Genomic DNA, 23,592 nt, shown 5'->3' with positions numbered 1-23,592 from the left:
ATCACTCCGCGGGCTGGAGCCGCTGCTTGGCCCGCGCCGGCTTCGGCGCACCGACCCGCAAGCGGCGATCGGACAGCGACAGCACGCCGCCAAACGCCATCAGCACCGGTCCCCACCAGATCAGCAGCACCATCGGCTTGTAATAGATGCGCACGGCAATGGCACCCTCGGCGGTGGCATCGCCGAGCGAGACGTAGAGCTGGCTCGCGCCGCGCGTCAGCAGGGCCGCTTCGGTGGTGGACGAGCCACGCGTTGTGAAGCTGCGCTTGGACGGCGTCATCATGCTCAGCGTCTCGCCGTCGCGGCTGACATTGAACTCGGCGATCATCTCCCGGTAGTTCGGGCCCTGACGCTGAAACAACCGATCGAGCTTCACGTCGTAGCCGGCGACATGGGCGACGTCGCTCTGCTTCATCGTCGCGATATATTCGCTGTTCCAGGTGGTCTCGCAGACGATTCCGATCAGCGCGACGCCGAGGCCGGCATGCGCCAGCGTGGTGCCCCAGGCCGAGCGCGGCAGGCCACGCGCCCGGTTCAGCACTGTGGCGAACGGCAGGCGAACCAGGCCCGTCCGCTCGACGATGTCGGTGACAGCGCCGGCGATGACGAAAACACCAAGCCCGATCGCCAGCGGCGCCAGCGCGCTGCCGCCGCGCGCCCAGGCCCAGGCGATGGCGATTGCGACGAGGCTGGCAACGCCCGCCGCGAGCAGGCGCTGCGTCACGCCGAGCAGATCGCCGCGCTTCCACGCCAGCATCGGCCCGAACGGTACAGCGAACAGCAACAGGGCAAACAGCGGCGCGAAAGTGAGGTTGTAGAAGGGCGCGCCGACCGACATCTTGAAGTCGGCCAGCATCTCCATCGCCAGCGGATAGAGCGTGCCGAATAGCACGACCGCGCAGGCGACGGTAAGCAGCAGGTTGTTCAGCACCAGCGCACCCTCGCGGGAGATCGGCGCGAACAGGCCGCCCTGCTTCAACGAGGTGGCACGGCCCGCGAACAGCGCCAGGCTGCCGCCGATGAACAGGCAGAGGATCAGCAGGATGAACACGCCGCGGGTCGGGTCAGTCGCGAAAGCATGCACCGAGGTGATGACGCCGGAGCGGACCAGGAAGGTGCCGAGCAGCGACAGCGAGAAGGTCAGGATCGACAACAGGATGGTCCAGACCTTCAGCGCGTTGCGCTTCTCCATGACCAGCGCCGAATGCAGCAGCGCGGTGCCGGCGAGCCACGGCATCAGCGAGGCGTTCTCGACCGGATCCCAGAACCACCAGCCGCCCCAGCCGAGCTCGTAATAGGCCCAGTACGAGCCCATGGCGATGCCGAGCGTGAGGAAGATCCAGGCCACCAGCGTCCACGGCCGCACCCAGCGCGCCCAAGCCGCGTCGATCCGCCCCTCCATCAGCGCCGCGATGGCGAAGGAGAACGAGATCGAGAAGCCGACATAGCCGAGATAGAGCATCGGCGGATGCACGGCGAGACCGATGTCCTGGAGCACAGGATTGAGATCGCGTCCCTCGAGCGGCGGGCTCGTGATGCGCAGGAACGGGTTCGAGGTCATCAGGATGAAGAGATAGAAGGCGCTGGCGATCCAGCCCTGGACGCTCAGCACGTGCGCGCGCAGCGACAGCGGCAGATTGTTGCCGAAAGCGGCAACCAGGCCGCCGAACAAAGCGAGGATCGATACCCACAGCAGCATCGAGCCTTCGTGATTTCCCCACACGCCGGTGATCTTGTAGAGCAGCGGCTTCATCGAGTGGGAATTCTCGTAGACATTGGCGACGGAGAAATCCGAGCTCACGTGCAGCATCACAAGTGCCATGAACGATGCCCCGACGAACAGCAGCTGCGCCAGCGCGGTGGACCGCGCCACGTTCATCAGGGCGGTGTCGTGCAGGCGTGCACCGATCAACGGCACGACGGACTGGATCAGTGCAAGCCCGAGCGCCAGCACCAGCGCGTAATGTCCGGATTCTGCGATCACCGCACGGCTCCCTGCGGATTGCCCTGCGCCGCCGTGGCCGCGGGCTTGCTGCCGCCCGAAGCCTTGGCGTCAGAGGCCTTGGCTTCAGAGGCCTTGGCGTCGTAATCGTCCTTCCAGTGGCCCTGCTTCTTCAGGGCATCGGCAACGTCCTTGGGCATGTAGGTTTCGTCGTGCTTGGCGAGCACGGTGTCGGCCTTGAACACGCCGTTGCTGTCGAGTGCGCCTTCGGCAACGACGCCCTGCCCTTCACGGAACAGGTCCGGCAGGATGCCCTTGTAGGCGACCGGCAGCTTGGCGTTGCCGTCGGCGACCTCGAAGGTCACCGCGAGATTGTCGCCGCGCTGGAGCGAGCCGGGCTGCACCAGCCCGCCGAGACGAAACCGCTTGCCGGGTTCGACGTGCTTCTCGGCGACCATGGTTGGTGTCGAGAAGAACACGATGGAGTCGCGCAATGCGTTGAGCACGAGCGCGGCGGCGAGCGCAAGCACGGCGAGCGAGCCGCCGATGATGGTCATACGTCGCTGCTTGCGCGTCATGGCGTATCCGTTCTCCGCTCGTCTGGTCCCGAAATCGTCATCCGTCGAGCCCGAGAGTCTTGAGCCCTTCGTTGAGCTGGCGCAGCCGCTCGGCATCGCCGGCAACCGCCTGGCGGGCATCGGCCGATGCCCCCACCGCCTTGCCGCGGTCGCCCATCACGAGATAGGCGCGCACCAGGCGAAGCCACCCCTCGACGTCGTCGCCGTTCTGCTTGAGGCGGGTGGCGAGGCGTTCGACCATGCCGCGCACCATCGCGTTGCGATCGCCCTCGGCCATATCCCTGGAGGCTGCGATCGTCTCGTCCGACAGCGCCGGCACCGTGCCGCCGCCGACCCGCGCCAGCGAGGACTGCACCAGGGACCGCCACGGCGCATCCGCCGGCGCCTTCGCCAGCAGCGCGCGCCAGATATTGGCCGCATCATCCTTGCGGCCGTCCTGCTCGGCGGCGAGCCCCAGGAAGTAGTTCGCCTTGGGATCATCGGCATCGAGCGCGTGCGCACGCTCGAATTCCGCTTTGGCCTCGGCGGTCACGACCCCGCCGGCGGCCGCCGAGAGCGCCTCGCCGAGATCGGACCGGCGCTCGGCGCTCTCGCCGTTGTAGGTGAGCGAGTTGCGATAGGCACGCACCGCATCGTCGAAGCGGCCGAGCCGCTCCAGCACCGGCGCGAGCACGTTCCAGCCGCGACCGTCAGTCGGATTTTTTTCCAGATGTTGCTCGACCTGCACGACGAGATTCTCGAGCGATTGCGCCACCCCGGATCCGGATCCGCGCTCGCGCTGCGCCAAGGGAAAGTCCTGAAGCCTGGGCGAGCCCAGCGGCATGTAAACCCCGATCGCAACCATCGGCAGGCCAGTCAACGCCAGCACCGCGGCCGCGCGGCGCCATTTGAGGCTCGATTTCGGCGCCATGGCAGGTTCGCTGGCAGCGGCGAGCAGCCTGCGGCTGATCTCGACGCGGGCCGCCTCGGCTTCAGGAGCGGCGATCAGTCCGGTGCCGAGATCACGCTCGATTTCGGCCAGTTGGTCCTTGTAGACCGCAATCTCGCTGCCTTGACTTTGCGCGGCTCCGCTGCGGCCGAGCGGCAGAAGCACGGCGAAAATCGCCGCGACTGTCATCAGCGCGAACACGAACCATAGCGTCATCTGGCAAGCTTCCGGCGGCGCGCGATCCGCGCCTATAGGTGGCTTTACACCACGGCCGGAGGAGGCGGCAATTGACAATTGTCAATTCGGCGCGACCGCGCCCGGTCCGAAACGATGAAACTCCAACAGCTTAGCCGATGTCGAAGTCCGCACTTTGCGCGGCATCCTCGCCGTGCCCGTTGAAGGCCTTCAGGAAATATGTTCCCGGCCTGACCGCATCCGGCAATCGGATGCGCAGCGCCCCGACTGGAACCGGAGACGCGACCCTGGTGAGCGTTTCAGACAATTGTCGGCCGCTTGCCTTCTCGACCAGCACCACCTTCGCGCCGACCATCAGTCTCTGATATTTGGCAACAACGACGCGGTTCTCGATTTCGATGGAGCTGATAACGGGTTTCATGCGCCCACAAATAGAAATTCCCCGGACTTGCATGGCGACCGTAGGGCGCGATATCGGCACCGTCAACCAGAAATTGTGATAACGAAATTATGCGCTCGGATCAGCTTGCGCGCGACGATTTGCGCTCGCCCGTCGCCGCATTCTCTGCCGCGCGACTCATCAGCGAGGCGTAATCGTCGCCGAACAGCACCTGACAGAAGCGGATCGCGGCCTGCACCTGCTGCTGCCGATAGGTGCGGACCTTGTGATCGGCGGAGCGCAGCGACTGCACCAGCTGCTCGGTCGAGCGCTCGACATATTGCTGGAGGTCGGAATAGGTGCGCAGCGTCACCTCGTTGATCGCAAGCTCACTCGCATAGTTGCGGCAGGCCGCGACGAAATCGATCAGCGCCACGGTTTCCTCGACCTCGGTGCTGTCGATTCGCGCCCCCGGCGGAATGTCCTTCTCGGCGCGTTGGCGCAGGATGCGACGAACGCGGCCGGGAACGCTGTCGATCTCGGATTGCAGCGCATTGGAGATGTCGGCGCGGATCGAGACCAGCTGCTTGCCCCAAGCGGAATCGTTGCGCAGGTCGAGCTCGGTGCGCAGGCCGCGCACGCCGTCATGCAGCGCCTTGAGATTGCCGGCGACGTTGTCGAAATTGCCGCGCTTGATGTCCATGCGCAGGACCGCGGCCACACAGGACAGATCGTGCAGGGCGATCGTGACGGCGACACCGTAGGGCGTTGCCGCGACGCGGATCTCGTCGTCCGAGGCGGCAATCTTGATAGCGAGGCGGATGATCTGCCACGGCGCGGTCATCCGCTGCACCACCATGGACAGCGCGAAGGGCAGCATCTGCGGGGTCTGGAGGACTGGAATGTTGAGCGCCGACGTCACCGAGGCGATCTGGGAATCGCCGAAGGCGCGCAGGAAGCGCGGCAACTTCTCGTTCAGGGCGGCGATGGCTTCCCGAACCTGGAGCACCGCACCGATTGAATAGAGGTCCTCGATCACGTTGGGCGGGCCGACACGGGCCAGCGCGCGCGACTTGTCGCCGCCGCCTGGCCCCGTCAGCTCGAAGATGGCGTCCGCCGCCACCGCCTGGAGCCTGGAGGCCAGCGCCTCGACCTGGCCTGCACTGTCTAGCGGTATGCGGGCCAGCGCCGCCTCGAATTCATTGACTTTGTCCGGGGCGCCGTCACGCCCGAGCCATTGCCAGATTGGATGCAGCGAGGAGCGGCGGATTTGTCCGACCCGGACCGGGGTGCCCGCCTCGACCAGGAACGGTTCCAGCACTTGGAAGAGAAGCCGCGACAGATCGTCCGTGCGCGGTGGCGGGGCTTCGTCGGCTTCGCTCTTGCGGACGATCTTGCGCAACTGCTCAAGCACGAGGGTCGCGACAGCCGTGTCCTGGCCGCGCTCCAGCGCGCGCTCGAACTCTCGCATCAGCAGTGCCTGCGACTGCGGCGGGAGCTGCGCGAGATATTCCCTCAGCCGCTCGATCGATGTCTGGCTCATGCGCCCGGGTCATGCACGGTAAAATGGCGGACATGGGATGCGTCCGGGCGCGATCTTAGGAGCTTCCCACTTAAGAAGCCGTTTAGGAAGTCGCCTCGAATGCCCCCCGGTTTTGCCGCAGAAGCATCCGCCACGGCGAAAAATCAAATGAGAACAAGAGATTATAATCCCGGGAGGACCAGTTCGGCTCGCAGGCCCCCGATCGGCGCGCCGCCGAGGGAGAGGCTGCCGCCATAAAGCGCGGCGAGGTCGGTCACGATCGACAGTCCCAGCCCCGAGCCCGGCTTGGACTCGTCGAGCCGCTGGCCGCGTCGGGAGACCTGGGCACGCTCGGCCTCCGACAGGCCGCGGCCGTCATCGTCGACGATGATCCGCAGACGCGGGCCGGCGCCGGCCAGTTGCGGCGTCTCGACCGCAACCTCGATGAAGACGCGTGAGGCTGCCCATTTGCAGGCATTGTCGACCAGATTGCCGACCATCTCATCCAGATCCTGGCGCTCGCCCCGGAACCTCGCAGACGGATCGGCCTTGGCCTCGACCACGATGCCGCGGTCGCGGTGGATCTTCTCCATCGTCCGCCGCAGCGCCTCGATCGCGGGCGCCACCTCCGTCACCGTCGCGACCACCGAGACCCGTGCCGCAATGCGCGCGCGCTCCAGATGATGGGCAACCTGGTCGCGCATCACGTCCGCCTGCTCCATCACCTTGGCCGCGAACGGATCGGCCCCGTGGGCGCCGGCCTCGTTGACGATGACGGAGAGCGGCGTCTTGATCGCATGGGCGAGATTGCCGACATGGGTGCGCGCCCGTTCGACGATTTCGCGATTGGCATCGATCAGCGCATTGGTCTCGCGCGCCAAAGGCGCGATCTCGACAGGAAATTCACCCTCGAGCCGCTCCGCCCGACCCGAGCGGATGTCGGCGATGGATTCCGAGATGCGCTTGAGCGGCGCGAGACCAAAGCGGACCTGGAACACGGTCGTCAGCAGCAGCACGATGCCAAGCGCCGTAAACGTGCCGCCGAGGTAATAGTCGAAGCTCCGCGTCTCGTCGAAAATCTCGGTGTCGTCGCCGGCGACGCTGACGAGAAATTTGCCGTCGGCGCCGAGATCGACCGGCCGCTCCACCATGCGCAGGTTCTGCCCTTCCGGCCCGTCGACATAAGCGAGCCGAATGCCGGCGGCGGTGAGCTCGGCACCCTGCTCTTCCAGTTTCGGCAGTTTCTTGTCCCAGAGCGAGCGCGAGGAGCGCACTTCCGGCTTCTCGGTGTCGGTCCGCGTGATCTGCCAGTACCAGCCGGACAGCGGCAGGTCGAACAAGGGCTCGCCCAGCGACTGGAACTGGCGGTCGGGCGGCTCGTCGGGGGTGGCGACCTCGGCGATCAGCGTGCGGAGATAGAGATTGAGACGGCGGTCGAAGGAGCGCTCGGTGGCGTTCTTGTAGACCGAGGACAGCACGACGCCGGTAACGGCCAGGATCACCACGAGCCACGCGGTCGCCGAGAGGAACAGGCGGTTCGCAAGTGAGCTAGCGGGCATCGGAACGATCCCGGGAGGCGCAGGATGGCAGGGCATCGGTCATGACCGGACCAAGGCCCTTGGCGGGCCGCCCGTCAAGCCGCTTCAAGCGCCGGGACTGGGCGGGGTCAGGAGATAGCCGAGCCCGCGAACGGTCTGGATGATGTCGACGTCGAGCTTCTTGCGGATGCGGCCGACGAAGACCTCGATTGTGTTGGAGTCGCGGTCAAAATCCTGGTCATAGAGATGCTCGACCAGCTCGGTGCGGGAGACGACGCGCCCGGAATGGTGCATCAGATAGGCCAGAAGCCGATATTCGTGCGAGGTCATCTTCACGGGATTGCCTGACACGCTGACCCGGCCCGTCCTGGTGTCGAGCGTAACGGGACCGCAGCTGAGCTCGCTCTGGGCGTGGCCGGTCGAGCGGCGCAGCAGCGCGCGGATGCGTGCCAGCACCTCCTCCAAATGGAACGGCTTGGCGACATAGTCGTCGGCGCCGGCATCGAACCCCTGCACCTTATCGCTCCAGCGGTCGCGCGCGGTGAGGATCAGGACCGGCATGGTACGGCCGTTGCGGCGCCAGGCCTCCAGCACCGAGATGCCGTCCTTCTTCGGAAGGCCGATGTCGAGCACGATGGCGTCGTAAGGCTCGTTGTCGCCGAGATAATGCCCCTCCTCCCCGTCGAAAGCGCGGTCGACGACGTAACCGGCGTCGGTCAGCGCCTTGGTAAGCTGGCGATTGAGATCGGGGTCGTCCTCAACAACGAGCAGGCGCACGCTTCTCTCCAAAGATTGGCTGCCAGAACAGGCTGCATGACCACGGCCAGAGATGAGCAATTCCGGCGTGAACCGAATATGAACGCGGGGAACCGGCCAGGTTACTTTTTGGTCATATACGACCTCTGACGCGCCGACGCGACTGCGCCCGCCACGCAACCGGGCGAGCCGGGGGCATGGCGGGCGCAAAGTGCTGCGTCACGCGGCGAATATGAAGATCCGTGGCGTTCGGATCCAGCCGGGTCAAGTCCGGAAGAACACGAACCAGACGACGGCGAGGATCAGGACGGCAAGGCCCGTCGAGATGGCAAGCAGCGCCGCCACCGAAGGCCCGGGCTCGCCCTGGCGCGCCTCGGTCGGAGTTTCCACGATCTGATGCCGCTCTCGCGTGGTTGCCATAATGCCCTCAATCTCTGGACGTCGCTTCGATAGCCGCGACCTCCTCGCAGCCGATGTCTCGAGCCAACGCGTGATTGAATATGATGTTCCGGCCTTTACGCTTCGATCCGGCAGGAGCGCAGGCCCAGCGGCCGGTTAACGCAGTTGCAAGATTCAGTAACCCGCCTTGCTATGATTCGTTGTTCCCTGATGGTATCCTAGTCGCCTGTCCCCGTTGCGTTTGGAGTAGCCCATGGCCCCCCGCGCCAATTGGAAGGGTTTTCTGCGTCTATCGCTCGTGACCTGTCCGGTCGCGCTCTATCCCGCCACTTCGGATACCGAGAAGGTCTCCTTCAACCAGATCAACCGCAAGACCGGCCACCGCATCAAGTACCTCAAGGTCGATGCGGAGACCGGTGACGAGGTGACGTCCGAGGACATCGTCAAGGGCTACAAGGTCGATACCGACACCTATATCGAGGTCACCAAGGACGAGCTCGACGAGATCGCGCTGGACTCCACGCACACGATCGAGATCGACGAGTTCGTGCCGAAGGCGGACATCGACAACCGCTACCTGATCCGTCCCTATTACCTCGTGCCCGACGGCAAGGTGGGCCATGACGCCTATGCGGTGATCCGCGAAACCATCCGCAGCATGGACAAGGTCGCGATCGGCCGCGTGGTGCTGACCAACCGCGAGCACATCATCGCGCTGGAGCCGCTCGATAGCGGGCTGATGGGCACGTTGCTGCGCTATCCCTACGAAGTGCGGAGCGAAAAAGAATATTTCGACGACATCCAGGACGTGAAGCTGACCAAGGACATGCTCGACCTTGCCAAGCACATCGTCGAGAAGAAGTCCGGCGCTTTCGAGCCCGAGCTGTTCGAGGATCACTACGAGACCGCGCTGATCGATCTCATCAACAAGAAGCGCAGCGGCATGCCGATCACGGCCAAGGCGGCACCGAAGACTGGCGGCAACGTCATCAACCTCATGGACGCGCTGAAGAAGAGTCTCGCGAGCGAGCGGGAGACAGCTCCCGCGGCGGGGGTCGCCAAGGAGACCGTCAAACGCAAGAAGCCGAAGAAGCGCGTCGAGGGCCAGCGCGAGATGCTGCTGCCAATCGCCGGCAAGAGCGGCAAGGACGCTGCGGCGAAAACCGCGCCCAAAGAGGCTTCGAAAAGGGCCGACAAGCCGGTACGCGCGCCAGCGCGAACGAAGAAGGCCGGTTAGCGACCTCACACTTACGATCTCGCGTGATGTCCCCCCTCGCCGGTCGGCCGGACTGACATGCCCTGGTCGACGGCGTTCGACGATCCAGTTCGTGTGAGCAACAAGCGCAACTTGCTCACGCTTCAGGAGGCGGCGGACTACATCATGCAGCTGCCGGACGACGCGCAGCACGAGGCGCACTGGCAGACTGCCATCGAAACCTTGATCAATGCGGCCGAGACCGGCGGCGGCTGGGTGATGTTTGCCCGCATCGCCATGTTGCGGGCGCTGAATGCGGACGGCCGGCGCGCATGAGAGCGATGGTCGCCACCTTCGGTTGGCATGCTTGCCGACCTCTTGACGAACAGGCTCAATAATCCGCTAAGCGAGACCCTCGTTTTCCGATTTGCGGCGCTCTGCGCGTGAACCAGGATATTCCTGCGGGAGACGAAGTTGAGCACTGGGCCGCGCACACGGCGCAGTCGCAGCCGGGCACGATGGGACTTTGTCGGCCCCCTCGCCGCCGTGCTGAAACGCCGCCTGCCGGCACAACGAGGCCGTCCTAGCGGACGCTGCGGCTGCCACTGAGAGTGCGCCGAATTGCGCGCATTTGGATGGGATGAGGGAACTTTAATTTAATGAATGTCAACGTATGAAGCAGTGGCGCGCTCGCCTGGGTTTAATTGTTTTGGCGCGAAGAAAATCTATTCGATCGATTGACGAGTTCGAAAACGACGCGGCCATACATTGGATCGGATGAAGAGGAGTTGGCAATGAGTTTGCTTAGGTCTTTCCTTGCCGATGAGACTGGCGCCACGGCCATCGAATACGGCTTGATCGCCGCCGGCATTGCATTGGCCATCGTGACCGTCGTGAACAACACGGGCAGCCAGCTCCTCAACAACAAGTTCAACTCGATCAGTTCGTCGATGAAGTAACGGCCGCCGTCGCCCGAGGCGGCGGACTTCCCGGGCACTGACTTCAGCATGGCTCGCGGCGCCTTGCCGGAGCATGCCTTCCCCATCTCGTCATTCCGAGCGCAGCGACGCTTCGCAGCGCCGCGCTTTGACGGCCATGCAAGTCCTGATATCCTTCGGCACGACATGGCTCGACGAGCCATGCCGTCAATGGATGAACCAGAGCTGCTTGAAGGATGCGGATGAGAAGCGTGGCGCTCTTGGCTCTCAGTCTTATGTTGGTCGGCGTCTGCTCGGGCGACAGCGCCAGAGGACAGAGTTCGGCCGCGCCACCGGTTTCGCTTGCTCCCCCCAATACATCGCCGCCACGCGGGAGCGCAACAAACTCCAGAATTCCGCCGGCGCCATCCGGCAGAGAAGCTTCGCCCCCCGTGATCGGCGGTGCGCCGCAGGTGCCGAATCCGGCCGCCGATTACGATGGCTTCAGCATAGGCGCCGCCGACGACCATGACACCCAAAGTCAGGTGACGCCGCCCGTGAGGTCACGTGCAGCAAAGGGCTCCAGTTCCAATCTGGAGACAAATGGCCTCGCGGGGCAATCATCGATTGATCAGGACGATGAGGCGTTGAAGCGAAAGCTGACGATTTGCAAGAATTGCAAATAGGGAAGTTTCTCGGCCGTTGGCAAAAACGGCTGAGTGGCTGGCAAGATTGCAGCCCGCTTGAACACCGGGAGTGGCTCCGCGGATGCAGTTTTCCGGACTGCACGCCAGCCGGGCTACCGCAGCACACCGCATGGCTGACCTACCGCGACTACCGTCTGCTCGCGCTTTACCCTCACCCAATTTCCTGATCCTCTCTCCTCCAATCAGCCGGGCCAACCGGCCAAGCCTCAGGAGAGAGACGCCATGAAACTCGGCACCGCAATCGCGGAAATCATGCGGCGTGAGGGCATCGAGATCCTCTGCGGCTATCCGGTCAACCATCTGATCGAGCATGCGGCGAAAGCCGAGATCCGGCCCGTGATGGTGCGGCAGGAGCGCGTCGGCATCCACATGGCGGACGCGATCTCGCGGGTGTCATCGGGGCGCAGCATCGGCGCGTTCTGCATGCAGCATGGGCCGGGCGCGGAGAACGCGATGGGCGGCGTTGCGCAGTGTTTCGGCGAGTCCGTTCCCGTGCTGGTGCTGCCGATGGGCTATCCGCGCAGGCTTACGCATATCGAGCCGAACTTCAATTCCAGCGAGGCGATGAAGCCATTTGCGAAATCCTCCGAGCCGATCAACCTCGCGGCCGAGGTCGCCAACATCTTCCGCCGCGCCTTCACCAAGCTGAAGAACGGCCGCGGCGGGCCTGTGATCGTCGAGATACCGGCCGACATGTGGAACGAGGAGGTGCCGGAGCCGCTCGACTACACGCCGGTGCTGCGCACGCGCTACGGCGCCGATCCTGTTCACGTGAAGGAAGCAGCCAGCCTGCTCGTGAACGCAAAACGGCCGGTGATCTATGCCGGCCAGGGCGTGCATTACGCGCAGGCGTGGCCGCAACTGAGACGGCTGGCCGAACGGCTGGCTATCCCCGTCACCACCAGTCTTGGCGGCAAGTCGTCCTTTCCGGAAACACATCCGCTCTCGCTCGGTTCGGGCGGGCTCGCGGTGCCGCGCGCGGTCCCGAAGTTTCTGGCTGAAGCCGACGTCATCTTCGGCGTCGGCTGCTCCTTCACCGAGACCAATTTCGGCATCGCGATGCCGAAGGGCAAGACCGTCATCCACTCCACGCTCGACCCGAACCATCTCAACAAGGATGTGGAAGCCAGGATCGGCCTCGTCGGCGACGCCGGCCTCGTGCTCGATGCACTGCTGGAGGAGATCGGCAGGTCGGTTACGTCCGATCGTGATGCCTCCGTGGTCGCGGCGGAGATTGCGGCCTCACACGAGCAGTGGCTGGCGAAATGGATGCCGAAACTCACCAGCAACGATGCGCCACTCAGCCCGTATCGGGTACTCTGGGACCTGCAGCACACCGTCGACATCCACAACACCATCATCACGCATGATGCCGGCAGCCCGCGCGACCAGCTCTCGCCATTCTGGAAATCGGTCGAGCCTCTCAGCTATCTCGGCTGGGGCAAGACGACGCAGCTCGGCTATGGGCTTGGGCTCGCGATGGGCGCCAAGCTCGCGAAGCCGGACAAGCTCTGTATCAATGTCTGGGGCGATGCGGCCATTGGCTTTACGGGCATGGATTTCGAGACCGCGGTGCGCGAGCGCATCCCGATCATGTCGATCCTGCTCAACAATTTCTCGATGGCGATCGAATTGAAGGTGATGCCGGTCTCGACCGAGAAATATCGCTCGACCGACATTTCCGGTGACTACGCCGCGATGGCGCGCGCCTTCGGCGGCTATGGCGAGCGTGTGTTGAGGCCGGAGGACATCGTGCCCGCGATCAAGCGCGGGATCCAGAAAACGCGGGAAGGGATACCAGTGCTGCTGGAGTTCATCACCAGCAAGGAAACGGAGGTGTCGCGGCCGGGCACGTGAGCCCGGCCGGGCTTCAGCGGCGGGGCGTTGGCTCCGGCCGCAGAAGATGTGATAATCCGGCCCGGTGCCGCGCTTGTCGCGGCATCAAGCCGGATTAGGAATGACCGTCCCTTCCAACGAAATCGAAGAACTCGAACAGCGATTGCAGTCGGCCGCAACCGAGAATGCACGGCTGCGCGGCGAGCTTGCGGTCGCGCGGGATCGCCAGAACGCCAGCGCCGAGATCTTTCGTACCATCGCAGCCTCGCCCTCCGACGCCCGGCCGGTCTTCGCGGCGATCGCGTCCAGTTCGAAACGCCTGCTCGACGGCTTCTCCGCCACCGTACTTCAGTTCATCGGCGACGAGCTGCACCTCGTGGCGTTCACGCCGACCAGTCCGGCGGCGGACGAAGGGCTCAAGGCGTCGTTCCCGCGCAAGATCGCGGACTTCCCAACGTTTGCCCTCGTGCGCGATGGCGAGACGATCCAGTTTCCCGACAGCGAGGCTGCCGACGTCCCGGAGCTGAACCGAAGGCTGGCGCGGCTGCGCGGCTTCCGCAGCGTGCTGTTCATGCCGCTGATGAACCGGGGCGCCCCGGTCGGCATGATCAGCGTCACGCGCGCCGAGCCTGGCGCGTTCGCGCCCGATCTCGTGCAGCTGCTCCAGACCTTTGCCGACCAGGCCGTGATCGCGATCGAGAATGCACGGCTGTTCAACGAGACGCGCGAGGCGCTGGAGCGCCAGACCGCAACCGCCGACATCCTCAAGGTGATGGCCGCCTCGCCATCCGACGTGCAGCCGGTGTTCGAGGCCATCGCCGCCAATGCCAATCGCCTGATCGGCGGCTTCTCCACGGCGGTACTGCGCTACATCGACGGCGCCGCGCACCTTGCGGCATTCACCCCGACCGATCCGGCCGGGGATCGTGTGCTCCAGAATTCCTTTCCGGTGCCCTTTGCGCAGTTCCCGCCATACCCGCTCGTGGCCAATGGCGCCGCGGCGCAACTGCCCGACACCGAGCTCGAGCCGGCCGCGCGCGACATCGCGCGCGCCCGCGGCTATCGCAGCATGCTGTTCACGCCGTTGATGAGCGAGGGCGAAGCCATCGGCATCATCATCGCCACGCGCCGGGCGACCGGCCGCTTCGCCGAGCATCACGTGCGGCTGCTACAGACCTTCGCCGACCAGGCGGTGATCGCGATCAAGAATGTGAGCCTGTTCAACGCCACCAGGGAAGCGCTGGAACGTCAGACCGCGACTGCCGACATCCTCAAGGTGATCGCGGCCTCGCCTGCCGACGTGACGCCGGTGTTTCAGGCCATCTCCGACAGCGCCAAGGCGCTGATCGGCGGGCACTCCTCCACCGTCACACGCGTCGTCGACGGCATGCTGCATCTGGCAGCCTTCACCACGGACGTTGAGGCCGGCAACGCAGACTTGCTCAGCTCCTTCCCGACGCCGCTGTCGGCGTCAGGCATTCACAGCCGGGTGGCAAGAAGCGGACAATATGCCTTCCGCAGCGACATGCAGAGCGAACCCGATCTCACCGAGGCCATGAAGGAGTTGGCGCGGACGCGGGGCTATCGCAGCATCCTCGTGGTGCCGATGCTGCGCGACGGCATCGCGATCGGCACCATCGCGGTGACGCGGCGGGAGCCCGGTCATTTTCCGGAGAAGGCGATCAATCTGCTCAAGACCTTTGCCGATCAGGCCGTCATCGCGGTCGAGAACACGCGCCTGTTCAACGAGGTGCAGGACCGTACCCGCGAGCTAGCAAAATCGCTCGACGACTTACGCGCCGCGCAAGACCGGCTGATCCAGACCGAGAAGCTTGCATCGCTGGGCCAGCTCACCGCCGGCATCGCCCATGAGATCAAGAACCCGCTCAACTTCGTCAACAATTTTGCTTCTCTCTCCGCCGAGCTGACGGACGAGCTGAACGAGGTGCTTGCGCCTGTCATGCTCGCAGACGACATCCGCGCGGAGGTCGACGAGCTGACGGGGCTTCTGAAGGGCAATCTGCAAAAGGTTGTGCAGCACGGACGACGTGCCGATTCCATCGTCAAGAACATGCTGCTGCATTCGCGAGAAGGCGGCGGCGACCATGGGCTGAGCGACATCAACGCGCTGGTCGAGGAGAGCCTCAACCTCGCCTATCACGGCGCACGCGCCGAGAAGCCGGGATTCGACGTGACGCTGAAGCGCGAACTGGATCCCGCGGCCGGGCAAGCCGAAGTGTTTCCGCAGGAGATCACCCGGGTGCTGCTGAACCTGATCTCGAACGGCTTCCACGCGGTCACCAAGCGCAAGGCCGAGGGCGCAGCCGATTACGATCCGGTGGTGATCGCTGCGACGCGCGACCGCGGCGACAGCATCGAGATCCGCATCCGCGACAATGGCACCGGCATTGCGGACGAGGTCAGGGAGAAGATGTTCAATCCGTTCTTCACCACCAAGCCAGCCGGCGAAGGCACCGGCCTCGGGCTGTCGATGAGCCACGACATCGTGGTGAAGCAGCACGGCGGCACCATCGACGTCACGACGGAGCCCGGCGCATTCACGGAGTTCACGATCCTGCTGCCGCGGAAGAGCAGCTTTCCGGAGCGAAGCCGCGCCTAACTGGCTGCGATTCCCTACTCCGCCATCTCGACCGGCTGCGCGGTGGCGGGCCCGGCGAGCGGCCGCTCCTCCATCGCAATCAGGCAGAGCGCGGCGATGGTCATCAGCGCGGTGGCGGCGCCGAACACGTAACGGAAGGCGTGCCGCATCTCGTCGGCGGGGATTGCGACGCTGCCTGCGGCGTGATGCTCGCCCGCGAGCGGAACGTCGGTGCCGAGCGCGATCAGCAGGATCGCCGCGAACGCCGCGACCGTGAACGAGGACATCAGCGAGCGGAAGAAATTCATTGCGCCGGTGATGGTGCCGACTTGCGGACGCGCGACCGAGTTCTGCAGCGAGACCACGCACACCGGGAAGGTCGTGCCGAGACCGAGCGCGAACGCGGCCATCAGCGTGAGGAGGCCCCATAGCGGCAAGGTCGTGAGTGTGAGGCCAAGGCCGCACAGCGCAGCCCAGGACGTGCCGATGATGGCGACGCGCTTGTAGTGCTTGGCGCGCGCCATGGTGCGGCCGGCAATCGCCGCGCCGCAGGTCGAAACCGCCGCGAGCGGAATCAGCGCAAGCCCGGCCTCGCTGGCGGTGAGATGATAGACCTGCTCGTAATAAAGCGGCAGTTGCACGGTGAGGCCCGTGATCGCGCCGAGACCGCAACCGCCGGCCGTCAGGGCGAACGGCGCGACAGTCCCACCGAGCAGCGGCAGCGGCAGGAACGGCTCGTCCGCACGCCGCGCGTGCCAGACAAAGGTCACGACGAGCGCGACGGCGCCACCCAGCATCGCAAGCACGGCCGGCGACAGCCAGGCATAGCGCGTGCCGCCCCAGGTCAGCACCAGCATGAACACGACGGCGGACGCCATCAGCAACACGCCGCCGAGCCAATCCACCTTTCGCTTGCGGTGGAACACCGGGATCTTTTTCATCCTCGGCAGCAGCAGCGCGATCGCGGCGGCTGCCAGCGGCAGGTTGATCCAGAAGATCATCGACCAGTGCAGATGCTCGGCGAACACGCCGCCGATGACCGGGCCGAGGATGCCGCCGACCATCCAGACGCTGGAGAAATAGGCTTGGTATTGGCCGCGCTCGCGCGGTGAGACGACGTCAGAGATCACTGTCTGCACCACCGGCATGATGCCGCCGCCGCCGAGGCCCTGAAGACCGCGCGCCAGAATCAGCATCGGCATGTTCGGCGCGATCGCGCACAGCACCGAGCCCGCGACGAACAGGCTGAGCGAAGTGATGATCATGGCCTTGCGGCCGTAGATGTCGCTGAGCGTGCCGAACACCGGCGCGACCGCGGTCGAGGCGAGCAGATAGGCCGTAATCACCCAGGACAGGCTGGAGACGTCCTGGAACTGGCGTCCGATGGTCGGCAGCGCGGTCGCCACGATGGTCTGGTCGAGCGCGGCCAGGAACATCGTCACCATTAGGCTGATGACGATGGTGCGGACCTCGTCCTGTGACAGCGGCACTGGCGGGGCGACGGATGGCGCGTCATCGACGCTGATGACTTCGCTCGGAAGGCGGGACAGCTCTTCGGCAATGTCGTCAGGCAACGCCTGGATGTCGGCAGAACTGCTCTGCCGGTCGAACTTGTTCATCTCGCTCGGACGTCGTGTGGCGGCGCAACGCCGCGAAGGATTCGTTCTATGCAGCCCAATGTAGACAGCAAAATCCTTCCCGGGCAGGCACCGGGGCGCATGGGTGCATCCCGCCGCCGGGTCATCCCGAACCCGTGATCCGGAGTCTGCGGCAGTCAGTTCTTCGGCCGTCGCTTCAGGCGGGCTCGTTTCGGCAGCGCGGCCGGCCATTGCACGATGTGGTCCTCGAGATCCTCGTCCGGGATCTCCTCCTCGCTGCCCTCGACCCGGCCACGTACGGAGACGCCGGCCTCATGCACGGTATTGGGATCGCCTGACACCAGCGGATGCCACCAATAGAGGTCGCGCCCCTCGGCAACTAGCTTGTAGGCGCAGCTCGGCGGCAGCCAGTTCAGGATGCGGACATTGGCCGGGGTGAGGCGGACGCAGTCCGGAACCTTGTCGGAGCGATTCGGGTAGTCCTTGCAGGCGCAGCTCGCCCCATCGAGCAGCTTGCAGCCGATATGGGTGAAATAGATCTCGCCGGTGTCCTCGTCCTCGAGCTTGTTCAGGCAGCAGCGCCCGCAGCCGTCGCAGAGGCTTTCCCATTCATCCTGAGACATCTCTTCCAACGTCTTGGTTTTCCAGAAGAATCCTTCCTGGCCGGAAGGTCGTTTGGGAGCTGCGGTCATGCGCCTCAACAAGAGTTCGAAAGAGCTACGGCGATGTCATCTACGGCGTGCGGCTGTGCAGGTGCAAGCAGAGGCCCTTTGAGGCCCGTAATGACCCGGGGTCAATTAGGCCTGTTGTTCAAAATCGCGAGCGTGGCCATTGGTTTATGGGCCCTGCTCGGCTAGAACGAACAGCAAGTCCCCAAAGGACGCGAACCGGGCGCCTTGGGTTTGCCGCAACATTCCCGCAAGACGTCTCGATGCCGCCCCGGCCGGGTGCTTGAACGCTTTCGAAGCAAGCCGCAAGGGTTCTAGGTGCGCCAGATCATACCACCGCATTGGAAGCAGAAGATCCGGAATTTCCTCCTGGATCTCGATGCGCGCATCGACTCCTCGCTATTCTCCTCGGCCAAGGGCATCCGCGAGCTCTACGAGCGCTACTCGACCTTCATGGACCGGTTCTATGTCGGGCGGTGGAAGCGCTGGGTGTTCATCGAGCCGCTGTCGGAAGCCGCCACCGTCGGCCTCGGCGGCCTGGTCGTGATGCTCACGCTCGCCATCCCCGCCTTCCGCGAGACCGCGGACGAGGACTGGCTGAAGAAGTCCGACCTCGCGGTGAGTTTCCTCGACCGCTACGGCAACCCGATCGGCAGCCGCGGCATCAAGCACAACGACTCGATCCCGCTGGAAGACTTTCCGGACGTGCTGATCAAGGCGACGCTGGCGACCGAGGACCGCCGCTTCTACGACCATTTCGGCATCGACGTCGCCGGCACCGCGCGCGCTCTCGTCACCAATGCCCAGGCCGGCGGCGTTCGCCAGGGCGGTTCCTCGATCACCCAGCAGCTCGCCAAGAACCTGTTCCTGAGCAACGAGCGCACCATCGAGCGCAAGGTCAATGAGGCCTTCCTCGCGATCTGGCTGGAATGGCGCCTGAGCAAGAACGAGATCCTCAAGCTTTATCTCGACCGCGCCTATATGGGCGGCGGCACCTTTGGCGTCGATGGCGCCGCGCATTTCTACTTCAACAAGTCGGCGCGCGACGTGACGCTGGCGGAAGCGGCGATGCTCGCCGGCCTGTTCAAGGCGCCGACCAAATACGCCCCGCACATCAACCTGCCCGCCGCCCGCGCCCGCGCCAACGTCGTGCTCGACAACCTCGTCGATGCCGGTTTCATGACTGAGGGCCAGGTGTTCGGCGCCCGCCGCAATCCGGCCTTCGCGGTCGACCGCCGCGACGAAGCGTCGCCGAACTATTATCTCGACTACGCCTTCGACGAGATGCGCAAGCTCGTCGACACCTTCCCGAAGTCCTACACCGAGCGTGTCTTCGTGGTACGCCTTGCGATCGACACCAATGTGCAGAAGGCCGCCGAGGACGCGATCGAGAACCAGCTGCGCCAGTTCGGCCGCGATTATCACGCGACACAAGCGGCGACCGTCGTCGCCGATCTCGACGGCGGCATCCGCGCTATGGTCGGCGGCCGCGACTACGGCGCCAGCCAGTTCAACCGCGCCACCGACGCCTATCGCCAGCCCGGCTCCTCGTTCAAGCCCTACGTCTACACCACCGCCCTGCTGAATGGCTACACGCCGAACTCGGTCGTGGTCGACGGCCCCGTCTGCATCGGCAACTGGTGCCCGCAGAATTATGGCCATTCCTATTCCGGCTCGGTGACGCTGACCCAGGCGATCACGCGCTCGATCAACGTCGTGCCGGTGAAGCTGTCGATCGAGATCGGCCGGCGGGATCAGCCGAAGGCGCCGAACCCGGCCAAGGTCGGCCGCGCCAAGATCGTCGAGGTCGCCCGCCGTTTCGGCATCAAGGCGCCGCTGCCCGATACGCCGTCGCTGCCGATCGGCTCGGACGAAGTCACGGTGCTCGAGCATGCCGTCGCCTATGCGACGTTCCCGAACCGGGGCAAGGCGGTGACGCCGCATTCGGTACTGGAGGTGCGTACCGGCGCCGGCGACCTCGTCTGGCGCTGGGACCGTGACGGTCCGAAGCCGCGCCAGGCGATCCCCGCCTCCGTTGCGGCCGACATGGCGGGCATGATGAGCCACGTCGTCAGCGAAGGCACCGCGCGCCGCGCTGCGCTGGACGGCATTCCGACCGCGGGCAAGACCGGCACCACCAACGCGTATCGCGACGCCTGGTTTGTCGGCTACACCGGCAATTTCACCTGCGCGGTGTGGTACGGCAACGACGACTACTCGCCCACCAACCGCATGACCGGCGGCTCGCTGCCGGCGCAGACCTGGCACGACATCATGGTCGCGGCGCATCAGGGCGTCGAGGTGCGGGAGATCGCCGGCATCGGCATGGGTCAGAAGCTGCCGCCGCAGCATGTCAGCAACGCGCAGGCCAATGCGGCGCCGAAGGTGCTGGAGACCAAGCCCGGTCCGCCGCCCGTGCTGACCAAGCGCGGCGCCGACGTTCTGGTGCGCGTCGAGAAGCTGCTGGATGATGCGGCCAAGACGGCGAACAAATCGGCCGCCGACACCAAGCCGGCCTCGTCGACGAGTGCGCTCGCCTTCCCGCAGAACTATGCGGAAGAGAACGCCAACGCCTCCGCCCCGCGCAAGAACTGATCGAAACCCGTGCGGCTGATCCTGATCACATTGACGGCCCTTCTGCTCGCGACGGTGGTCGGCGTCGGCGCCACCTGGATGACGACGACGCGCGGCACCGAGATCGGCGCGCTGACCATCGGCGCCTGGACCGCGCGCCCGCGCACCGGCACCGCCGACGTCGATCCCTATTCGCGCGCCACTATTGTGCGCAACGGCGAATTGCCGATCGGCACCGGCGACGGCGTCGCCTTCACCGCGACCACCGACGACAAGAAGAAGGCGCTCGACGGCCGCTGCGACGTGATCGTCTCCGGCGTGACACCGCCGGCGCGGTTCTGGACGCTGACGCTGTACGACCGCAAGGGCCACCTCGTCGCCAATTCGCTGCAGCGCTACGGCTTCACCAGCCAGGAGATCGTGCGCCAGTCCGACGGCTCGTTCGAGATCCGCATCGCTTCGCGCTCGCGCGCCGGCAATTGGCTGCCGACCGGCGGCATCGAGCGCTACGCCTTGATGCTGCGCCTCTACGATACCCCCGTCGGCGTCGCCACTCGCACCCAGCGCGATGCGCCGATGCCGCAGATCACGACGGTGGGCTGCTTATGATCCGCCTGTTGTTCACCATCGTTGCCGGCATCATTCTAGGTCTCGTGGTCCATCTCGTCAGCGTGCTGGCGCTGCCGCGGATCGCGACGCAGGACGCCTATTCGCGGCTGACGCCGATGACGAAGGTGAACGCCGTCACCCAGCTTCCCCTCGCCGATCCGCAGACCTCACCGATGCCGTTCATGGATCCGGCCTTTGCGCTCGCGATCTGCCGCTACGATCTGTCGGGCGGGCCGATCAAGCTGACCGTGCCGGTGAGCCCGGCCTACACCTCGGTGTCGTTCTACACCCGTAACGAGATCGCCTATTACGCCATCAACGACCGCTCCGCGGGCCGCAAGGTGATCGAGCTCGACCTGATGACGGAGGCGCAGCACAACGAGCTGCCCGAGGACGAGGAGGTCACCGCGGCCGACCGCCTGATCATCGATTCCCCTGCTACCACCGGGCTGATCGTGATGAAGGCGCTCGCCCCCGAGCCCGGCCTGATGCCGCAGGCGCAAGGCTCGCTCGCGGCCGCGACCTGCGCCCCCCAGACCGAGCCGCCGGCCAAAGCCGAAGCGCCGCGCAGCCGGCGCTGAAGCGCGCCGCTTCGGCAGCGCAGCAACAAAACTGCGAAAACAACCCCATGCACAGTAGCCAAGCTACTGAAGTCAAGACCGTTTTCATGTCGGCATTTCCTCCATAGCGGCCGCGAGGCGCTGGGCTCGGGCCAAACGTCCTTTTGACACGTCGGGCAAAACACCGGCACAATGCCATCATCGAGGGATCGGCCGTTGCGCGTGCGGAACCGCGCGGCCGACAATTGCTCCCCAGTAATCTGACCGCAGCCGCGATGGCGGGAGATGTCAGGCGACAGTAGGACGCAATCGAAAATCGATTGCGCCCGTTGAAGCAGCACGTTTCCAGCGCTATCGATCTGAAAAACTTGCGTTAAGCGGGAGAAACGCATGAGCACCATCACCGGCGGCTGTCACTGCGGCGCAATCCGTTATCAAATCGAGGGGGAAGCAATCGTGCACGCGCTGTGCCACTGCCGCGATTGCCGGCTTCACGCCGGCGCTCCGCTCGTCGGCTGGACGATGTATGCGGAGGATGCGGTCAAGGTGACCAAGGGCGAGCCCAAGGTGTACCGGTCTTCGGAACATGCTCGGCGGCGCTTCTGCGGTGACTGCGGAACTGGCCTGTTCTACGTCAACGCCAACATGCCTGGGATCATCGACGTCCAGAGTGCGACCTACGATGATCCCGATGCCGTGCCGGCCACGATGCACATCCAGGTCGCCGAGCGTCTGCGCTGGATGGAGCGTGCACACGAGCTGCCGACGTTCGATCGCTTTCCTCCGCAGCCCTAGCGACAGGCGTCGATCCGGCTTCGCGCCAACGTTTAAGGCATTCCAGCCGCGAGCTTGATCCGCGCCTCAAAACTCCAACTTGTCGCGTATGGCTTCGATCCCGGCTTTCGCGCACGCTTCGTCCGCGTCGCCGCCCGGAGCGCCGGATACGCCGACCGCTCCGACCAGAGAGCCGCCTGCTTCGACGATCAGCCCGCCTCCGATGATGACTGTTCCGGGAAGATTTCGAATGCCCGCCTGCATCATGCCGGGTTGGCTGATCGCATTCAGATCGGTCGTACTGGTCTTGAACGACGCAGCTGTCCACGCTTTGCCGGATGCCGTTATTGGCGTGTGAGGACCTGCAAAGCGGTCGCGCAGCATCACTTGCGTTAGACCGGAGCGATCGACGACAGCGACGGCAACCTGGTAGCCACGGGCGCGGCAGCTATCCAACGCGGCACGCGCGAGATCGAGCGCCAGCTCCGGACTAAGCGATTTGTAGGCAACGAGGGCTTCTTCCGCCTCCATTGGACTGATGCACGCGATCAGCAGGGCGGTCGCGACCGACAGACATCGAGCGTTCATGGCTAACTCCGGCGAGGTTGGGCAGATGCTATTTGACCTCACCATATGCCAGATCATCGAACAGGGTCACGCTATCCGCCTTGGTCCACAGGCCGATCATCCCGGCATTCGTAATCGTGGCGTCCTCCACCTCGAATAACGGCTTTCCATCAAAGGTCACCTTGAATCGATGTCCCGCGAAGTCGCAACGCAACGCGTGCCATTGCCCGGACGCCACCGGTGTGCGGACGCCATATCCGCCCTTGCGACCGACAATCTCCAGTGACGTTCGAATGCCGTTGATTGTCTTGTAAAGCACGACATTGTCCTCCAGTGCGTTGGCCCGCACGACGTAGTAATTGTCGGCATCCTTGGCGCGCCAGATGATTCCCGCGGCGCGATCTTCGGACCCGGTAACCGCCTTGAACTTCACTTCAACAAAACCGTCGCGGATGGTGGTACCACTCTTGATGGCGACCGGAAAAGTCGCCCGTCCGGATTGCTTGAGGACGTTCGGCTTGCTTGGCGCTGTGGGCTCGGCCTCGACGGTCCATTTCGATTCTCCCTGACCGGTCTTCGTTAAAGTCCATCCTTCCGGCGGCATTCCGGCCGGAACGTTGTCAAAATTCAGGGTCTCGGCCATGGCGTTCCCTCCCAATAACCAAATCAGCATGGATGCAAGAGCAAGCCACGCCCATGCGGAAGGTCGCAACGAAAAGTTTGTGGCGGTGCCTATCATCAATTTTCCTAT

At 64.7% G+C, this 23,592-nt stretch carries 21 protein-coding genes and 1 pseudogene; 10 read left to right on the top strand and 12 right to left on the bottom strand.

Annotation, left to right across the window (positions count from 1 at the left end; genetic code table 11):
- Position 1: 1 nt before the first annotated feature.
- The 8 genes from IVB01_RS08225 to IVB01_RS08190 form a co-directional block, all read right to left on the bottom strand.
- On the bottom strand, positions 2 to 1,984 hold the full coding sequence (locus IVB01_RS08225; RefSeq protein WP_247275854.1) for a heme lyase CcmF/NrfE family subunit: 1,983 nt from the start codon (positions 1,982 to 1,984) through the stop codon (positions 2 to 4).
- Complete coding sequence (gene ccmE, locus IVB01_RS08220; RefSeq protein ID WP_247275855.1) at positions 1,981 to 2,520, bottom strand: cytochrome c maturation protein CcmE; 540 nt, start codon at positions 2,518 to 2,520, stop codon at positions 1,981 to 1,983. Before ccmE ends, IVB01_RS08225 begins: the two co-directional genes overlap by 4 nt.
- 37 nt (positions 2,521 to 2,557) lie before the next feature.
- A complete protein-coding gene (ccmI, locus tag IVB01_RS08215; protein WP_247275856.1) occupies positions 2,558 to 3,664 on the bottom strand; it encodes a c-type cytochrome biogenesis protein CcmI in 1,107 nt (368 codons plus the stop codon).
- Positions 3,665 to 3,794: 130 nt separating this feature from the next.
- The gene (locus IVB01_RS08210) at positions 3,795 to 4,064 is read right to left on the bottom strand and encodes a hypothetical protein (RefSeq protein WP_247275889.1); all 270 of its coding nucleotides are present in this window, start codon (positions 4,062 to 4,064) and stop codon (positions 3,795 to 3,797) included.
- Positions 4,065 to 4,164: 100 nt separating this feature from the next.
- The gene (locus IVB01_RS08205; protein ID WP_247275857.1) at positions 4,165 to 5,565 is read right to left on the bottom strand and encodes a hypothetical protein; all 1,401 of its coding nucleotides are present in this window, start codon (positions 5,563 to 5,565) and stop codon (positions 4,165 to 4,167) included.
- A gap of 161 nt (positions 5,566 to 5,726) precedes the next feature.
- Positions 5,727 to 7,103, bottom strand: a complete 1,377-nt coding sequence (locus IVB01_RS08200; protein ID WP_247275858.1) for a sensor histidine kinase — start codon at positions 7,101 to 7,103, stop codon at positions 5,727 to 5,729.
- 84 nt (positions 7,104 to 7,187) lie between these two features.
- Positions 7,188 to 7,859 carry a response regulator transcription factor gene (locus IVB01_RS08195; protein ID WP_247275859.1) on the bottom strand — a complete coding sequence of 224 codons (672 nt, stop codon included), beginning with the start codon at positions 7,857 to 7,859 and terminating at the stop codon, positions 7,188 to 7,190.
- A gap of 243 nt (positions 7,860 to 8,102) precedes the next feature.
- A complete protein-coding gene (locus IVB01_RS08190) occupies positions 8,103 to 8,258 on the bottom strand; it encodes a hypothetical protein (protein WP_247275860.1) in 156 nt (51 codons plus the stop codon).
- A gap of 232 nt (positions 8,259 to 8,490) precedes the next feature.
- Between IVB01_RS08190 and IVB01_RS08185 the strand changes: the two genes are divergently transcribed.
- The 6 genes and pseudogenes from IVB01_RS08185 to IVB01_RS08160 all read left to right on the top strand — a co-directional run bounded on the left by IVB01_RS08185 (position 8,491) and on the right by IVB01_RS08160 (position 15,512).
- Positions 8,491 to 9,474: a Ku protein gene (locus IVB01_RS08185; RefSeq protein ID WP_247494408.1), complete on the top strand. Its 984-nt coding sequence runs from the start codon at positions 8,491 to 8,493 to the stop codon at positions 9,472 to 9,474.
- A gap of 57 nt (positions 9,475 to 9,531) precedes the next feature.
- Positions 9,532 to 9,768: a hypothetical protein gene (locus tag IVB01_RS08180; RefSeq protein ID WP_247275862.1), complete on the top strand. Its 237-nt coding sequence runs from the start codon at positions 9,532 to 9,534 to the stop codon at positions 9,766 to 9,768.
- Between the two features lie 458 nt (positions 9,769 to 10,226).
- The gene (locus IVB01_RS08175) at positions 10,227 to 10,391 is read left to right on the top strand and encodes a Flp family type IVb pilin (RefSeq protein ID WP_247275863.1); all 165 of its coding nucleotides are present in this window, start codon (positions 10,227 to 10,229) and stop codon (positions 10,389 to 10,391) included.
- Positions 10,392 to 10,801: 410 nt separating this feature from the next.
- On the top strand, positions 10,802 to 11,035 hold the full coding sequence (locus IVB01_RS35680; RefSeq protein ID WP_346015464.1) for a hypothetical protein: 234 nt from the start codon (positions 10,802 to 10,804) through the stop codon (positions 11,033 to 11,035).
- Positions 11,036 to 11,269: 234 nt separating this feature from the next.
- Positions 11,270 to 12,913 (top strand): annotated as a pseudogene (locus IVB01_RS08165) (thiamine pyrophosphate-requiring protein); the annotation flags it as partial.
- 100 nt (positions 12,914 to 13,013) lie between these two features.
- On the top strand, positions 13,014 to 15,512 hold the full coding sequence (locus IVB01_RS08160) for a GAF domain-containing protein (protein ID WP_247275866.1): 2,499 nt from the start codon (positions 13,014 to 13,016) through the stop codon (positions 15,510 to 15,512).
- 14 nt (positions 15,513 to 15,526) lie between these two features.
- On the opposite strand, the gene IVB01_RS08155 is transcribed toward IVB01_RS08160, so the two are convergent.
- Entirely contained in the window at positions 15,527 to 17,110 is a 1,584-nt protein-coding gene (locus tag IVB01_RS08155; protein ID WP_247275867.1) for an MDR family MFS transporter, read from the bottom strand.
- A gap of 155 nt (positions 17,111 to 17,265) precedes the next feature.
- Positions 17,266 to 17,781 (bottom strand): YcgN family cysteine cluster protein, encoded by a 516-nt coding sequence (locus IVB01_RS08150; protein WP_247275868.1) that lies wholly within the window; start codon positions 17,779 to 17,781, stop codon positions 17,266 to 17,268.
- 294 nt (positions 17,782 to 18,075) lie between these two features.
- Here IVB01_RS08150 and IVB01_RS08145 point away from each other — a divergent pair, with 294 nt between their 5' ends.
- The 4 genes from IVB01_RS08145 (at position 18,076) to IVB01_RS08130 (ending at position 22,295) form a co-directional block, all read left to right on the top strand.
- On the top strand, positions 18,076 to 20,352 hold the full coding sequence (locus tag IVB01_RS08145; RefSeq protein ID WP_247275869.1) for a PBP1A family penicillin-binding protein: 2,277 nt from the start codon (positions 18,076 to 18,078) through the stop codon (positions 20,350 to 20,352).
- A 9-nt stretch (positions 20,353 to 20,361) separates the two neighbouring features.
- Positions 20,362 to 20,940: a DUF1214 domain-containing protein gene (locus IVB01_RS08140; protein WP_247275870.1), complete on the top strand. Its 579-nt coding sequence runs from the start codon at positions 20,362 to 20,364 to the stop codon at positions 20,938 to 20,940.
- Entirely contained in the window at positions 20,937 to 21,521 is a 585-nt protein-coding gene (locus tag IVB01_RS08135) for a DUF1254 domain-containing protein (protein WP_247275871.1), read from the top strand. The genes IVB01_RS08140 and IVB01_RS08135 overlap by 4 nt, the downstream gene beginning before the upstream one ends.
- Positions 21,522 to 21,890: 369 nt before the next feature.
- The gene (locus tag IVB01_RS08130; RefSeq protein ID WP_247275872.1) at positions 21,891 to 22,295 is read left to right on the top strand and encodes a GFA family protein; all 405 of its coding nucleotides are present in this window, start codon (positions 21,891 to 21,893) and stop codon (positions 22,293 to 22,295) included.
- A gap of 66 nt (positions 22,296 to 22,361) precedes the next feature.
- Here IVB01_RS08130 and IVB01_RS08125 read toward each other — a convergent pair whose 3' ends face one another.
- Positions 22,362 to 22,862 carry a heme-binding protein gene (locus IVB01_RS08125; protein ID WP_247275873.1) on the bottom strand — a complete coding sequence of 167 codons (501 nt, stop codon included), beginning with the start codon at positions 22,860 to 22,862 and terminating at the stop codon, positions 22,362 to 22,364.
- A 28-nt stretch (positions 22,863 to 22,890) separates the two neighbouring features.
- On the bottom strand, positions 22,891 to 23,484 hold the full coding sequence (locus IVB01_RS08120) for a hypothetical protein (protein WP_247275874.1): 594 nt from the start codon (positions 23,482 to 23,484) through the stop codon (positions 22,891 to 22,893).
- Positions 23,485 to 23,592 lie beyond the last annotated feature (108 nt).

This window comes from Bradyrhizobium sp. 164 (assembly GCF_023073715.1).
Classification (GTDB): domain Bacteria; phylum Pseudomonadota; class Alphaproteobacteria; order Rhizobiales; family Xanthobacteraceae; genus Bradyrhizobium.
The sequence above is the reverse complement of the archived record's forward strand: the minus strand, read 5'-3'. Positions and strand labels throughout refer to the sequence as shown.